Annotated in this window: 11 protein-coding genes; 2 read left to right on the plus strand and 9 right to left on the minus strand. The window is 71.5% G+C overall.

From position 1 onward, the window contains the following. Window positions 1–172: 172 nt before the first annotated feature. From DDQ41_RS04800 to DDQ41_RS04810, 3 genes are read right to left on the minus strand one after another with little or no spacing between them, the layout of a single operon-like run. Window positions 173–1129 (minus strand): HAD family hydrolase, encoded by a 957-nt coding sequence (locus tag DDQ41_RS04800; protein ID WP_109293353.1) that lies wholly within the window; start codon window positions 1127–1129, stop codon window positions 173–175. Beyond that, the gene (locus DDQ41_RS04805) at window positions 1126–4167 is read right to left on the minus strand and encodes a phosphoribosyltransferase domain-containing protein (protein WP_109293354.1); all 3042 of its coding nucleotides are present in this window, start codon (window positions 4165–4167) and stop codon (window positions 1126–1128) included. The genes DDQ41_RS04800 and DDQ41_RS04805 overlap by 4 nt, the downstream gene beginning before the upstream one ends. Beyond that, the gene (locus tag DDQ41_RS04810) at window positions 4167–5393 is read right to left on the minus strand and encodes an HpcH/HpaI aldolase/citrate lyase family protein (protein WP_109293355.1); all 1227 of its coding nucleotides are present in this window, start codon (window positions 5391–5393) and stop codon (window positions 4167–4169) included. The genes DDQ41_RS04805 and DDQ41_RS04810 overlap by 1 nt, the downstream gene beginning before the upstream one ends. A 366-nt stretch (window positions 5394–5759) precedes the next feature. Between DDQ41_RS04810 and DDQ41_RS04815 the strand changes: the two genes are divergently transcribed. Further along, on the plus strand, window positions 5760–6578 hold the full coding sequence (locus DDQ41_RS04815; protein WP_109293356.1) for a TerD family protein: 819 nt from the start codon (window positions 5760–5762) through the stop codon (window positions 6576–6578). 78 nt (window positions 6579–6656) lie between these two features. Here DDQ41_RS04815 and DDQ41_RS04820 read toward each other — a convergent pair whose 3' ends face one another. From DDQ41_RS04820 to DDQ41_RS04845, 6 genes are all read right to left on the minus strand, one after another. Continuing rightward, window positions 6657–7394: a TerD family protein gene (locus tag DDQ41_RS04820; RefSeq protein WP_109293357.1), complete on the minus strand. Its 738-nt coding sequence runs from the start codon at window positions 7392–7394 to the stop codon at window positions 6657–6659. Window positions 7395–7540: 146 nt separating this feature from the next. Further along, window positions 7541–8677, minus strand: a complete 1137-nt coding sequence (locus tag DDQ41_RS04825; protein WP_109293358.1) for a DUF475 domain-containing protein — start codon at window positions 8675–8677, stop codon at window positions 7541–7543. A gap of 294 nt (window positions 8678–8971) precedes the next feature. After that, on the minus strand, window positions 8972–9547 hold the full coding sequence (locus DDQ41_RS04830; protein WP_109293359.1) for a TerD family protein: 576 nt from the start codon (window positions 9545–9547) through the stop codon (window positions 8972–8974). Between the two features lie 90 nt (window positions 9548–9637). Then, complete coding sequence (locus tag DDQ41_RS04835) at window positions 9638–10213, minus strand: TerD family protein (protein ID WP_109293360.1); 576 nt, start codon at window positions 10211–10213, stop codon at window positions 9638–9640. Window positions 10214–10345: 132 nt separating this feature from the next. Further along, window positions 10346–10804: a peroxiredoxin gene (locus tag DDQ41_RS04840; protein ID WP_109293361.1), complete on the minus strand. Its 459-nt coding sequence runs from the start codon at window positions 10802–10804 to the stop codon at window positions 10346–10348. A gap of 300 nt (window positions 10805–11104) precedes the next feature. After that, complete coding sequence (locus DDQ41_RS04845) at window positions 11105–11533, minus strand: DUF3052 domain-containing protein (RefSeq protein ID WP_109293362.1); 429 nt, start codon at window positions 11531–11533, stop codon at window positions 11105–11107. A 338-nt stretch (window positions 11534–11871) separates the two neighbouring features. Between DDQ41_RS04845 and aceE the strand changes: the two genes are divergently transcribed. Then, window positions 11872–14619, plus strand: coding sequence for a pyruvate dehydrogenase (acetyl-transferring), homodimeric type (aceE, locus tag DDQ41_RS04850; RefSeq protein WP_109293363.1), 2748 nt, complete (start codon window positions 11872–11874; stop codon window positions 14617–14619). Window positions 14620–14675: the final 56 nt, after the last annotated feature.

Genomic DNA, 14675 nt, shown 5'->3' on the forward strand with positions numbered 1-14675 from the left:
TCCTCATCCCGGACACCCGTCCGAACCCCTACTACCCGCCGACCCGCCGACCCGCCGAGTTCACCGTGTCCCGGGTTCGGCGCCAGAAAGAGCTTCCGCCCGTCGCCCGTCCGCCCGTCGCCCGTCCGCCCGTGCGTCTACCCGCCCGTGCGTCTACCCGTCCGCCTCGCCCCTACGGCGCGGCCGGCGCCTCCGGCCCACCGGATGCCGGGAGCGTCGCCGTGGCAGCCGGCGTGGCGCCGGCGGCCGCGGTACGGCCCTGATCGCCGGAGGGCGCGGCCGGCGCATCGACTCCGCGTGCAGCTCCCGTCAGGCCGTGTCCCGCTTCCGTGACGGTCGCCGTGAACCGGCGCAGGATCTCCTCGCCCGCCGCGACCCCCCGCTCCGGGAGAGCGGTCACATGCCGCGGCGCCCAGCAGGTGTCGGCGAGTTCGCCGTGACCGGGGCGCCATGCGTGGTCGGCGGCCAGCAGCAGATCGGCGTCGAGGAGTGAGTCGCCCGCGGCGAGCACGCGCTCGGCTCCGGTGCGCCTCACGAGTTCCCGGACGGCCGCGCTCTTGGTGAGCGGCTTCGGCACGGCGTAGACCTTGCGCCCCTGCAGGGAGACCGTCCAGCCCTTCGTCTCCGCCCAGGCGGAGAGTTCCCCGATCCAGTCGTCCGGGAGGAGCGGGCGCTCCACGACCAGATAGGCGAAGAGGTCCTCGGCGACCCGCTCCTTGAGCAGCCAGGCCGGGTCCGCCGCGTCGAGCAGATGGGCGCGGATCTCCGCGAGGGAGGCGCACTCGCCGGCGAGTCTGGCGGCCACCGCGCGCTGCCAGTCCCGGTCGGACTCGCCGTCGACCAGCAGATGGCCGCCGTTGGCGCAGATCGCGTACCGGGGGGCGGGGCCGGGCAGCCGGATCCTGGCGTACTGCTCGCGGGTGCGGGTCGTCGCCGGTACGAAGACGGCGTGGCCGGCGAGTTCGCCGAGCAGTGCCGCGGCGGCCTCCGTCATGTACGACAGCGGCTTGCTCTCGTACACCTCGACGCACAGCAGCCGGGGCGCCATGGCGTCGGGCCCGGTCAGCCGCAGTGCGGCCGCGGAGTAGATGAGCGTCCGGTCGAGGTCGCTGGTGATCAGGGAGGTCACCGCGTCGCCACCGCCTTTCCGTCCGCGCCGGTCGCTCCTCGGGTGAAGCGTGGGTGGATCAGGCCGACGCAGCTGTAGGGCAGGTCGTCGGCCTCCTCGACGGGTACGCCTCGCTGCTCGGCGAGCAGGCGTACGTGGTCCAGGTCGGCACCTGCGCCGCGCCTGGCCAGGATTCTCCAGGGGACGCGGCGCAGCAGCACCCGGGTGGTCTCGCCGACGCCGGGCTTGACGAGGTTGACGTCGTGGATGCCGTAGTCCGCGCTGATCCGCTCCACCGCCGCCCAGCCGGCCCAGGTGGGTGCGCGGTCCGCGGCGAGCAGTTTCTTCACATCGGCGTCGACGGCCCCGGCCACCTCGTCGAAGCGCGCCTCGACGGTGTCGAGGAAGTGCCCGGACACGTCGGCGCCGGACAGTTCGCGGTAGTACTTCGCGCCGTGGAAGTCGTGCGGCCCGACCAGGTCGGTACGCAGTACCGTGCGTGAGACCAGCCCGGACACCGTGGAGTTGAGGCAGGCGGAGGGGATGAGGAAGTCCTCGCGGGTGCCGTAGGTGCGGACGCAGCCGCCGGGGTCGGCGAGTACCGCGATCTCCGGTACGAAGCCGTCGAACCCGCCGAGTGCGGCGGTCAGTTCGCGGGTGATGGCTCCCTTGCCGGTCCAGCCGTCGACGAAGACGACGTCGGCCGGGTCGTGTTGGGCCGCGAGCCAGCGCAGCGCGTTGGCGTCGATACCGCGGCCGCGCACGATGGAGACGGCGTAGTGGGGCAGGTCAAGGCCGTGCCGGTGGCGGGCCCAGCGGCGCATCAGCACGCCGACGGGCGTGCCGGCGCGGGCCAGTGAGACGAGGACGGGACGGCGCTCGTGGTGCGGGGTGCCGGGGCGGTGGCGCTGCGGGTGCTCGGCGAGGACGGTGTCGGTGACGGCTCCCACGGCCCGGGCGATCCGGGCTGCGGAGGTCTCCAGGGCGGCTTGGAACAGTGCCTGGTACGCGTCGCTGGGCTGGTACTCGACGGGCAGCGATTCGGCGTAGTGCGCGCCGCCGCTCTGGATCGCCTCCTCGCGCTCCTCGGTGGGGGCCTCGAGTTCGGCGTCCGAGAGGTCCTGGAGCAGCCAGCCGACCTCGTCGGGCGCGTAGGAGGAGAACTCGGGTCCGCGGAGCGGCTCGGGCAGCATGGGTTCCGTTTCGGGAGCCGGTGCGTGGACGGCGGGTGTGTGGTCGGCCGGTGCGTGGACGGCGGGTGTGTGGTCGGCCGGTGCGTGGACGGCGGGTGCGTGGACGGCGGGTGCGCGGCCGGCCGGTGCGCGGCCGGCCGGTGCGCGGCCGGCCGGTGCGTGGACGGCGGGTGCGCGGCCGGCCGGTGCATGGACGGCGGGTGTGTGGACGGCGGGTGTGTGGACGGCGGGCACATGGCTGGGGACCACGGCGAGCACGACGTGCGGTACGTGCGCGGCCAGCTGTGCGAGCAGTCCGTCCGGGGCGTGCAGGGCCGCCGTGTCGGCGGTCGAGTCCACGACGGCGACGACCGCGTCGAAGCCTCCGCCGGCGACGTTGTAGGCGTATCGCTCGCCCGGCCCGTCGGCCGGTTCGTCGTGGGCGGGGAAGGCCAGCCGGGTGCGTATGGCGTAGCCCGGGTCGTCGACGGCGAGGACGGGGGACCTCGTGGTCGTCGAGTAGCGCACCTCGCGCGCGCCGCCGCTGCGCTCCAGTTCGAGCGCCAGCCGCAGTGGCGCGTACATCAGCTCCTCGAAGCCGAGTACGAGGACACGCGGGGAGCCGTTCGCTTCCGGCGCCGCGGCGGCCCCGGCCGTATGCGGCCGGGCGTCGACGGGTTTCGCCGGGCGGCTGCCCGCCAGGGCTTCCGCGACGCGCTGCGCCATGGCGGGCAGGGCCGCCTCCAGCCCGGCGCGGTGCGCTGGTGTGAAGCCGTGCCGGCCTCCGTCGGGGACACCCGCGGGCCAGCCCAGGTCGACGCGTACGACGTGCGGGGCGTACGCCGCGCGCCCCGCAGGGCTGTGCGCGCCGTCCGAACCGGGACCGCCCTCCCCCACCGCGCCCACCGCGCCATCCGCGGCATCCGCCCGGTCCGGGGTGTGCCGCGTGCCGGGAGGACCGGCAGGACCGGCAGGACCGGCAGGACCGGCAGGACCGGTAGGACCGGTAGGACCGGCTGTGCCGTAAGGACCGGCAGGACCGGAGGGGCGGTATGTCGCTGCGGGGGAGGTCCCGGCAGCGACGGCCGGCCCGGCGCCCGCGGCCGCTCCGGTGCGTGTCGCGGCCGGTCCGGCGGGCACCGGCCCGGCCGCGGGCGCCGTGCCTTCGGTCTCGTGCGCCGCGACCAGGGCCCGGCCCTTCTCGAGGACGCCCTCCGGGAGGCTGATCGTGCCGCCGGCGTGGGCCACCAGGTCGATGCGGGCCCCGATCTCCCGGGCGAAGCCGTCCAGCCGGCCCAGGTCGTCGGCCGAGCGCAGGTCGACGAGGGCGACGACGACGTATCGGCCGCGCGGATGGCGGGTGTGGAGGTCTCGGATGGTGTTCAGCACGGTGTTGCCGGTGGAGAACTCGTCGTCCACGAGGACCAGCGGCCCCTCTCCGGCCAGCAGCTCCGGGTCCTCGGGCAGCAGCAGGTGGGAGGTGGCGTGCGAGTGGGCCTCCTCGAAGCCTCCTGCCCGGCGGACACCGTCGACGGGGCGGCGGGTGGAGTGGAGGTACGGCGCGGCGGCCAGGCCGTCGGCGACCGAGTGGCCGAGGCCGGTCGCCGTCTCCGCGTAGCCGAGGACGACGGCCCGAGCGGCCTCGTCGTGGCCGAGGAGGTCGCGGACGCGCAGGCCGAGCCGGTAGCCGTGGCCGTACACGACGGACGGCTTCTGCGGCACGTGCTTGCCGAGCACGTGTGACACCAGCAGGTGCGCGCGCTTGGGGTTGCGCCGCAGGGCCAGCCCGAGCAGCTCCTTCAGCCCGTCGTCGCCGACGAGCTCCACGCCCAGTCGCTGGGAGACCCAGCTGCCCGACCACACCACTTCTTCGTCTTCCTCCCTCATCAGCCTGCCAGACCCGCGGTCAGCAGCTCCACGAAGCCGACGTCCTCGCGTGCGACGCCGAAGGCCTCGGCGCGCCGGAGCGTGCGCTCCGCCCAGGCGCGGTGCGGCTTCACCTCGTTCATCTTGTTGGTGTAGGCGGAACGCATCACTCCGCCGCCTCCCCGCTCCGGACGGAGGATGTCCTGCGCGTCGCTGAACTCCTCGTGACTGACCACCGACAGAGCGTGGACGGGCAGCACATGCGAGGGGTGGATGCAGGTCTTGCCGACAAGGCCGTTGGCGCGGTCCAGCTCGATCTCGCGCAGCAGGCCGTCGAGGTCGTGCTCGATCAGCGCCGTGCGCAGCTTGTCGGCCTGCAGCTCCATGAAGGGGCTGCGGCGCAGCTGTGGTTTGAAGATGCGTTCCTGGAGGCGGAAGTACTCCCAGACCGGGCCGGTGATGGTGAAGCCGGTGCCGTCGGAGCGGCCGAGGACGTTGACGACGTCCGCGATGACGCCGGCGACGATCTGGACGTCGTAGGCCGTCATGTCGGGGGAACGGCGGAGCCCGTAGGCGGAGCAGAAGTCGGTGACCCCGAGGCGCAGGGCGAGTATCCGGTCGCGGTGGCGGCCGACGGAGCGGGCGATACCGGTCAGGGTCTCGTGCCGGGTCTCCAGATGGAGGAGTTCGGGCGATTCGAGCACCGGCATCACGTAGAGCATGCGATCGGTCATGGATTCGGCGGCGGACACGGCCTCCATGAAGGGGCCGCAGCGCCCTTCGGTGAACTTCGGAAGTACGAAACCGGACAACAGCCGGCTCACCGGACCGAGACGCCGGACGAGGTCCTCGATCTGGCCGGGTTCGCGCACCCGGACGAACAGCAGCGGGAGCTCGGCGCCGGGTGCGCCGCGTTCGCCGGGTTCGCCGGGTTCGCCGGGTGCGCCGCGTTCGGCGAGTTCGGCGAGTTCGGCGAGTTCGGTGAACTGGCGGACGAGGTTCTCCTCGGCGGCGGAGACCTCGGCGTCGTCGATGGAGTCCTCCAGGCAGAGCACCATGGAGACCACTCCGCGCGCGGCCTGCTTGAGCACGTCGCCGGCGAGGTGGGGCCGGGTCGCGGGGCTGTAGAGCGTGGCGCCGAGCGCCACGGAGAGCAGGCCCGCGGAAGAGCCGGCGTCGAACTCCACTGGCTCCTGATGGAACAGTTCCTTCCGGACAACGGCCGGGATATGACCGAAATGCCGCATATGAATCCCCCGTACTGCCTGGGCGGCACTGTGGTGTGGGTGGCCGGTAATAGTACGTAGGGACAGGTGTCGCGAGTTCCCCGGCCGTATGAACTACAGGTAACGCGCGCGCTCCGGTCCCCGACTCAGCCTGCCCTCCGCCTCCGCGGGACATGCCCGGCCGGCCCCCTCCGCGCCTGCGGCGGGTCCACGCCGCAGTACACGCGGCAGGCCCGTGCGGGGAGCCGCGGGGCAGGTCGGGTCCCCCGCACAGGACGCCGCGCGGGATGCCGCACGGTCCGGAGCCGGGCCGGGCACGGTGCGCGGCGCCCGGAAGCGGCGGCCCCGCGTTGTCCGCACGGGCCGTGGGAGGGCAGGATGACGGGCATGACGCACGCGATGCTGAAGGGCTCCAACGTTCCGCTCGGAGCGACCTCGATCCGAGCCGTGCTGCGCTGGACTCCCGGCGCGGGAGTTCCGGACGTGGACGCCTCGGCACTGCTCCTGGGCGCCGACGGCCGTGTGCGCGCCGACGAGGACTTCGTGTTCTACAACCAGCCCCGGCACCCCTCCGGCTTCGTGCGGCTGCTGCCCAAGAAGCGCACCGCCGAGGGGCTCACCGACACGGTGCAGGCGGACGTCGGCTCCCTCGACGCCTCCGTGGACCAGGTGGTACTCGCGGCGTCGTCCGACGGGGGTACGTTCTCCGGGGTCCCCGACCTGCGGATCGTGCTGTACGACGCGGCGGCGCCGGACGGCGGGCCGCTGGCCGTGTTCGATGTGCGGGCGGAGACGGGCGAGGAGACCGCGGTCATCTGCGGCGAGCTGTACCGGCGCGGTGACGGCTGGAAGTTCCGTGCGGTGGGGCAGGGCTATCCCACCGGGCTGATCGGTCTGGCCACGGCCTTCGGTATCTCGGTGGACGACAGTGAGCCGGCCTCCGGCGCGTCCGCATCCGAAGCCGCGGCACCGGCGCGGACACAGGCCCACACGCCGGCGCAGACTCCGTCGCGGTCCGGTCCCCCGCAGGCCGACCAGACGCCGCAGCGGCCCGATCCGCACGCCGAGCCGTCGTACGGGTACCCCCGGCCGGCCTCCCCGGCGGCACAGCCCTCATACGGCTACCCCCAGCCCGCAGCCGCGGCCGGTCCCGTGCCCGACCCCGACTTCCGGCTGCCGCCGATGGGGCCGCAGTTCGTCCCGTAGCGGTGTGTGCCGCGGGGCCCCGGCGGGGGCCGGCGGCAGGGCGGAGGGCGGGAGGAGGGCGGGAGGAGCGGCCGGGGCTCAGGTCTTGGTCTTGTAGCCGCGGCCCCACTGGAGACCCCAGCCGTACAGCCGGTCAAGCTCGGCCTGGAAGCCGTACACGAACTTCACCTCGCGGCGCACGATCAGTTCGCCCTTGACGTTCTCGACCATGAACACGGCGCACGAGCGTGCCTGCGGGGCGCGCTCGTCGAGTTCGATCTCCACCCGCGGGCCGTTGCTGGGGTACAGCGTCACCTTCGCGTGCGTGCGGTCGAACGCGGGCGTCCGGTCGTAGATGTAGACGAAGAACAGCAGCCGCCTGATCTCGTCCCGGTGGTCCAGGTTGACGAACAGCGTCTCGCCGGACGGCGCGCCGAAGCGGTCGTCCCCGCTGAGGCGGACGTACGGCACCTCGTTCAGGCTGCCGAAGAAGCCGCCCAGCGGCTGCACCACGCCCTTGCTGCCGTCGGCCATCTCGTAGAGGCAGCCGAGGTCGAGGTCCACGTTGACGACGCCCTGGGTGTGCGCCTGGACCACCTCGGGGCGGAAGAGCTTCGACGGATTGCGCAGCAGGCGGCCGCTCTGGCGCGACCGCCCCTCGATGTCGGAGGTCCGCATCCGCCAGGAGAGGTTGACCCGGAGGTTGCCCGTGGCGGCGCTCTGCTTGGAGAGGGAGACCTGGGGGCGGCGCCTGGTCAGCTCGATGGAGTTCGACGCGGCGCTGCCCGAGTCGAACTGCGCTGCCCGGCCGCGTCGCAAACCGTCCCAGAAAGCCATGTCCCCACCCCTGACTGCCGCCGACTCCCTCCCGGAGCCGGTCCTGACGCACCGCGCGGCCCCGTGCCCCGGCAGCGCGCGGGGCGGCCCGGAGACCCTGTGCCTCCCGGCCGCCCCGCAGAGAGCGTTCCGCAAACCCGGCGGTGTCACACTTCGTTTGCCGCGAGTGCCACTTCTTCCTTCTCCTCGTGTGCCCTCAGGCGCTGGTTGCGCCGCACGGAGGACCAGAAGGACCAGGCGATCAGGGTCACGCCGATGAGGCCGGTGACGACCTCGGGGACCTCGTACTGAATGGTGACCAGCAGGATCACGGCCAGTGCGCCGATCGCGTAGTGGGCGCCGTGCTCCAGGTAGACGTAGTCGTCGAGGGTGCCCTGGCGGACGAGGTAGACCGTGAGGGACCGCACGTACATCGCGCCGATACCGAGGCCGAGCGCGATGACCACGGGATCGTTGCTGACCGCGAAGGCGCCGATGACACCGTCGAAGGAGAAGGACGCGTCCAGCACCTCGAGGTACATGAACATGAAGAACGCGGCCTTGCCGACGAGCTTGGTGGCCGAGAGCGGCTTCCCGGTCCTGCGGGCCTCCTCCTCGGCCGCGTGTTCGCGTTCCTCGTCCTCTTCGAGCTTCTCCTCGAAGAATCCGGAGAGACCGCCCACGACCATGTACGTGACGACGCCGGCGACACCCGCGAGCAGCACCGTGGACGACTTGTCGACGTGTACGCCGCCGTACTGGTGGGCGTTGACCGCGAAGGTGGTCGCGGTGATCAGCAGGACGATCAGCGCGACGCAGGCGGCCAGCATGTCGATCTTGCCCAGCTTGGCCAGGGGCCGCTCCAGCCAGGCGAGCCACCGGATGTCCCGGTCCTCGAAGATGAAGTCGAGGAAGATCATGAGCAGGAACATGCCGCCGAACGCCGCGATGGCGGGGTGGGCGTCGGTGACGAGTTCCTCGTAGCGGGCGTGGTCGTTCAGGGCGAGGTCGACCGCCTCGATGGGGCCGAGTTGCGCGGTGACCGAGACGATCACGACGGGGAACACCAGCCGCATGCCGAAGACGGCGATCAGGATGCCGATGGTGAGGAAGATCTTCTGCCAGAACTCGCTCATCTTCTTCAGCACGCCGGCGTTGACCACGGCGTTGTCGAAGGAGAGCGAGACCTCCAGGATCGTCAGGATCGCGACGAGCCCGAAGGCCGTCCATCCCCCGTAGAACACCGCAGCGACCAGGCCGAGCGCAGTGACTGCGAACGACCAGCCGAAGGTTTTCAGTACCACTGGCTACCCAATCGTTGTGTACGGACCTCCCCCGCAGAGAGCGGGATTCCCCCCGCGCCGCACGCGGCGTCGCGCTGCATTGTCCCCCGGAGGCCGGTGCCGGGCTCCGGCAGGGTCCCGGGGCGGCCCCGACCCGGGGACCGGCGCCGCCCCGGGATCCGGCCCAGGGCCCCGACCCCCGGCCCCGACCCGGGGTCCGGACTCCGGTGCACAGGCCGGTACGGTGCGTGAACAGTGCTCTGGCACTGCCCGACCAGTGCCCGACCAGTGCCCTACCCGTGCCCTACCCGTGCTTCAGGAGACGTTGACCCCGAAGTCTAGAGCGATGCCGCGGAGCCCCGACGCGTACCCCTGGCCCACCGCGCGGAACTTCCATTCGCTCCCGTACCGGTACAGCTCACCGAAGATCATCGCCGTCTCGGTCGAGGCGTCCTCGCTCAGGTCGTACCGGGCGAGTTCCTGCCCGTCGGCCTGGTTCACGACCCGGATGAAGGCATTGCTGACCTGGCCGAACGTCTGACCTCGGTTGTCCGCGTCATGGATCGAGACCGGGAAGGTGATCTTGTCGCAGTGCGGCGGGACCTTGGTGAGGTCCACGATCAGGGACTCGTCGTCCCCGTCCCCCTCGCCCGTGAGGTTGTCGCCGGTGTGCGAGACCGAGCCCTCCGGGCTCGTCAGGTTGTTGTAGAAGACGAAGAACTCGTCCCCCAGCACCCGCCCCGACTGGCAGAGCAGCGCGCTGGCGTCGAGATCGAAGGGTGCTCCGGTGGTGGAGCGCGCGTCCCAGCCGAGCCCGACGAGGACCTGGGTGAGGTTGGGTGCGGCTTTGGAGAGGGAGACGTTGCCTCCCTTGGCGAGCGTGACGCCCATGTCGGTGTCCTCCCCTGAACGTACGGAACTGCAGGCGCGTCCGGCGCCGCACGGTGTGTGCGGCGCCGGACGCTTCGGGTGCGGTCGGGCTCAGACGTTGACGCCGAAGTCCTGCGCGATGCCGCGCAGGCCTGAGGCGTAGCCCTGGCCGATGGCACGGAACTTCCACTCCGCGCCGTTGCGGTACAGCTCGCCGAAGACCATGGCGGTCTCGGTCGAGGCGTCCTCGCTCAGGTCGTACCGGGCGAGTTCCTCGCCGTTGGCCTGGTTCACCACGCGGATGAACGCGTTGCGGACCTGGCCGAAGGACTGCTGGCGGGTCTCGGCGTCGTAGATCGACACCGGGAAGACGATCTTCTGGACGTCGGCGGGGACCCCGGCCAGGTTGACCTTGATCTGCTCGTCGTCGCCCTCGCCCTCGCCGGTGAGGTTGTCGCCGGTGTGTTCCACCGAGCCGTCGGGGCTCTTCAGGTTGTTGAAGAACACGAAGTTGCCGTCGGCCCCGACCCTGCCCTCGGCGTTCGTCAGCAGGGCGCTGGCGTCGAGGTCGAAGTCGGTGCCGGTGGTGGTGCGGACGTCCCAGCCCAGACCGACGGTGACCGCGGTCAGGTTGGGGGCGGCCTTGGTCAGCGAGACGTTGCCGCCCTTGCTGAGGCTGACTCCCACGAGTCCTCCCATGTGGTTGCAGGGGCAGCGCCCCCGTCGTGCGTTGGCATTCGGATCAACGACTGGATCCTAGTGACGGGTTCCCGGGCGAGACAGACGGTCGCGCCGGGGGTCACAGGGTGTCGGGCTCCGTCACAGCGTGTCCAGTGCCTTGACGTAGTCGTTCAGGTCGCGGGCGTCGGGGAGGCCGTTGACGACGGTCCAGCGCACCACGCCCTCCTTGTCGATGATGAAGGTGCCGCGCACCGCGCAGCCCTTCTCCTCGTCGAACACGCCGTACGCCCGCGAGGTCTCGCCGTGCGGCCAGAAGTCCGACAGCAGCGGGTACTCGAGGCGCTCCTGCTCGGCGAAGACGCGCAGGGTGGGGACGGAGTCGTTGGAGACGGCGAGCAGCTGGGTGTCGCCGTTGACGAACTTCGGGAGTTCGTCGCGGAGCGCGCAGAGCTCGCCCGTGCACACTCCGGTGAAGGCGAAGGGGTAGAAGAGCAGCACCACGTTCTTCTCCCCGCGGAACCCGGCGAGGGACACGGTCCGCCCGTGGTTGTCCCTCAGCTGGAAGTCCGGGGCCTGGGTGCCCACCTCGATCGCCATGACTGGTGCTTCCCTTCGTCGGCCGTTTCGGCGCCGGGGCGGCGTCGAAGCCCGGGGGGCCGCCGCGGCTCCGGCGCCGCTGATGCCGCCCAGCCTACGCACCGGCGCCGCGCACAGGGCCCGCGCACCGGCGCCCGCGCACCGGACCGGCCTCGGCGGCCATGTCGCGGACGCTTCGGACCACCGCACCGGCGCCCGCGCACCGGACCGGCGCACGGGGCCCACGCACATGATCCGCGCACCGGACCGCACAGGGCCCCCGCCGGCGGTGCGCCGGCGGGGGCCCTGGTCGGCTGCGGATCAGCGCTTGGCCTTGGGCGTGGCCAGCCTGCTGCCGGTCCAGTCCTTGCCCGCGTTGATGCTCCTGGTCTGCGAGAGCCCCGCCGTCTGGGAGGCCTCGTTGATGTCACTGGGCTCGACGTAGCCGTCACGGCCGGTCTTCGGCGTCATGAGCCAGACCAGTCCGCCGTCGTCGACGAGGCCGATGGCGTCCACGAGCGCGTCCGTGAGGTCGCCGTCGTCGTCGCGGAACCACAGCAGGACGACGTCCGCGACGTCGTCGTAGTCCTCGTCGACGAGTTCCTGGCCGATGACGGCTTCGATACCCTCACGGAGCTCTTGCTCGACGTCATCGTCGTAGCCGATCTCCTGGACCACCTGTCCGGGCTCGAACCCCAGCCTCGCCGCCGGGTTGGTCCGCTCCTCCGCGTGGTCCGCGGTCGCGCTCACGGCTTGCCTCCTGATCTTGTTTCGGAAACTGCTTCAGCCGCGCGCGTACGCGAGGCGTTGGCCGTAGTCCACACGGGCGGGACGGATCGCGCAAGTACCCGGCCGCCGAGACCGCCGAAACGGTGACGTTTGCGGCCGTGTCGCCCCAACTCCGGGGCGGGCCTCCGTGCGCCCCGGTGAGTCGCACTCACCCCTTCGCACCCTTTGTACGCTTCCGTGCCGCCGGTTCGCCAATCGGGGCCGGTTGGTTACCGTTCGGTAGAGATGACGTTTTGCTCCCTCGGGGTACACGATGGGGAGCGCGTGACGACATACCAACCGACCAGCGAAGGAACAGCGTGGCTTCCGGATCAGATCGCAACCCGATCATCATTGGCGGCCTTCCGAGCCAGGTCCCGGACTTCGATCCGGAGGAGACCCGGGAGTGGCTCGACTCGCTCGACGCCGCCGTCGACGAGCGCGGCCGTGAGCGGGCCCGCTACCTCATGCTGCGGCTGATCGAGCGGGCCCGCGAGAAGCGCGTGGCCGTGCCCGAGATGCGCAGCACGGACTACGTGAACACCATCGCGACCAAGGACGAGCCGTTCTTCCCGGGCAACGAGGAGATCGAGCGGAAGATCCTCAACGCCACCCGCTGGAACGCCGCGGTGATGGTGTCCCGCGCCCAGCGCCCCGGGATCGGCGTCGGCGGCCACATCGCCACCTTCGCCTCCTCCGCCTCCCTCTACGACGTGGGCTTCAACCACTTCTTCCGCGGCAAGGACGAGGGCGACGGCGGCGACCAGATCTTCTTCCAGGGCCATGCCTCGCCCGGCGTCTACGCCCGCGCGTTCCTGCTGGACCGGCTGAACGAGACCCAGCTCGACGGCTTCCGCCAGGAGAAGTCGAAGTTCCCCGACGGTCTGTCGTCGTACCCGCACCCCCGGCTGATGCCGGACTTCTGGGAGTTCCCGACCGTCTCGATGGGCCTCGGCCCGATCGGGGCGATCTACCAGGCGCGGATGAACCGCTACATGGAGGCGCGCGGTATCGCCGACACCTCCCGCTCGCACGTGTGGGCCTTCCTCGGCGACGGCGAGATGGACGAGCCCGAGTCGCTCGGCCAGCTCTCGATCGCCGCCCGCGAGGGCCTGGACAACCTGACCTTCGTGGTGAACTGCAACCTGCAGCGGCTCGACGGCCCGGTACGCGGCAACGGCAAGATCATCCAGGAGCTGGAGTCGATCTTCCGCGGCGCCGGCTGGAACGTGATCAAGCTGATCTGGGACCGCACCTGGGACCCGCTGCTCGCGCGGGACCGCGACGGAGTGCTGGTCAACAAGCTGAACACGACACCGGACGGCCAGTTCCAGACGTACGCCACGGAGACGGGCGACTACATCCGCCGGCACTTCTTCGGCGACGACCAGCGGCTGCGCGCCATGGTCGAGAACATGACCGACCACCAGGTCCTGATGCTGGGCCGCGGCGGCCACGACCACCGGAAGATCTTCGCGGCGTACTCCGCGGCCCGCGCCCACAAGGGCCAGCCGACGGTGATCCTCGCCCAGACGGTCAAGGGCTGGACGCTGGGACCGAACTTCGAGGGCCGCAACGCGACCCACCAGATGAAGAAGCTGACGGTCGACGACCTCAAGGGCTTCCGCGACCGGCTGCACCTCCCGATCGGCGACCGCGAGCTGGAGTCCGGCCTGCCGCCGTACTACCACCCGGGCCGCGACTCGGAGGAGATCCAGTACATGCACGACCGCCGCAGGGGCCTGGGCGGGTACGTGCCGACCCGGGTGGTGCGGTCGCAGCCACTGGCCCTGCCCGGCGACAAGGCGTACGCGGCCGTGAAGAAGGGCTCGGGGCAGCAGTCGATCGCCACCACCATGGCGTTCGTCAGGCTGCTGAAGGACCTCATGCGGGACAAGGAGATCGGCAGGCGGTTCGTGCTGATCGCTCCGGACGAGTACCGCACGTTCGGCATGGACTCGTTCTTCCCGAGCGCCAAGATCTACAACCCGCTCGGCCAGCAGTACGAGGCAGTGGACCGCGAGCTGCTGCTGGCGTACAAGGAGTCGCCGACCGGGCAGATGCTGCACGACGGCATCTCGGAGGCGGGCTGCACCGCCTCGCTGATCGCGGCCGGCTCGGCCTACGCCACCCACGGCGAGCCGCTGATCCCGGTCTACGTCTTCTACTCGATGTTCGGTTTCCAGCGGACCGGCGACCAGTTCTGGCAGATGGCCGACCAGCTCTCGCGCGGATTCGTCCTCGGCGCGACCGCCGGGCGCACGACCCTGACCGGCGAGGGCCTGCAGCACGCGGACGGCCACTCCCAGCTGCTGGCCTCCACCAACCCGGCCTGCGTCGCGTACGACCCGGCGTTCGGCTTCGAGATCGCGCACATCGTCCGGGACGGCCTGCGCCGGATGTACGGCGGCGACGCCGAGCACCCGCACGGCGAGGACGTCTTCTACTACCTGACCGTCTACAACGAGCCGATCCAGCACCCGGCCGAGCCCGAGGACGTCGACGTGGACGGCATCCTCAAGGGCATCCACCGCTTCCGGGAAGGCCAGGCGGGCCGGATCCCGGCGCAGATCATGGCGTCCGGCGTCGCCGTCCCCTGGGCCCTTCAGGCCCAGCGGATCCTCGCCGAGGAGTGGGACGTGAAGGCCGGCGTCTGGTCGGCGACCTCCTGGAACGAGCTGCGGCGCGAGGCCGTGGCGGCCGAGGAGTACAACCTGCTCCACCCCGAGGAGGAGCAGCGCGTCCCGTATGTGACGCGGAAGCTCGGCGGCGCCGAGGGACCCTTCGTGGCGGTGTCCGACTGGATGCGCAGCGTCCCGGACCAGATCGCCCGCTGGGTGCCCGGCCGCTACACCTCGCTGGGTGCGGACGGCTTCGGCTTCGCGGACACCCGGGGCGCGGCCCGCCGCTACTTCCACATCGACGCGCAGTCGATCGTGCTGGCGGTCCTCACCGAACTCGCCCACGAGGGCAGGGTCGACCGCTCGGTGCTGAAGCAGGCCCTGGACCGCTACCAGCTGCTGGACGTGGCGGCGGCCGACCCGGGCCCCGCGGGCGGCGACGCGTAGCGCCACGGGGGCGCACGTCCCCGGGCGGGTGCGGAGCGAGGGCCCGCTCCGCACCC

It is taken from the genome of Streptomyces spongiicola (assembly GCF_003122365.1).
Taxonomy (GTDB): Bacteria; Actinomycetota; Actinomycetes; order Streptomycetales; family Streptomycetaceae; genus Streptomyces; species Streptomyces spongiicola.